Origin of the sequence: Falsihalocynthiibacter sp. S25ZX9 (assembly GCF_041205405.1) — a bacterium.
Taxonomy (GTDB): Bacteria; Pseudomonadota; Alphaproteobacteria; order Rhodobacterales; family Rhodobacteraceae; genus Falsihalocynthiibacter; species Falsihalocynthiibacter arcticus.
In genome coordinates, this window is the sequence record NZ_JBGFCD010000335.1 from 1 (window position 1) to 281 (window position 281).

A 281-nucleotide genomic window follows, 5' to 3' on the forward strand; every position below is an offset into this window, starting at 1 on the left:
TCATTGTGACGCGCGAACACGCGCCGGGGTAGCTGAAAATTATTGTCTGGGTCATTGAGGCTCATTCATTGAGACCGCCATGCTGCGGCCAGGCGTTAAGCCGTTGATTTTGCCGATGATACTGTCGGCGTCGATGCCGAAGTGGCGATAGAGGTCATTGATGGTTCCAGTCTGGCCAAAGTGTTCAACCCCGAGCGGTATAGTCTGGTGCCCGTGGACGGAGCCAAGCCACGACAGGGTTGCTGGGTGGCCGTCAATAACGGTTACCAATTTGCAATGGC

Annotated in this window: 1 protein-coding gene; it reads right to left on the reverse strand. The window is 55.5% G+C overall.

The genetic code is table 11. The features are described 5' to 3' along the window. Positions 1–51: 51 nt before the first annotated feature. Positions 52–281: hypothetical protein (locus AB9F29_RS22475; protein ID WP_369757322.1), on the reverse strand; the 230-nt coding region annotated here is incomplete at its 5' end.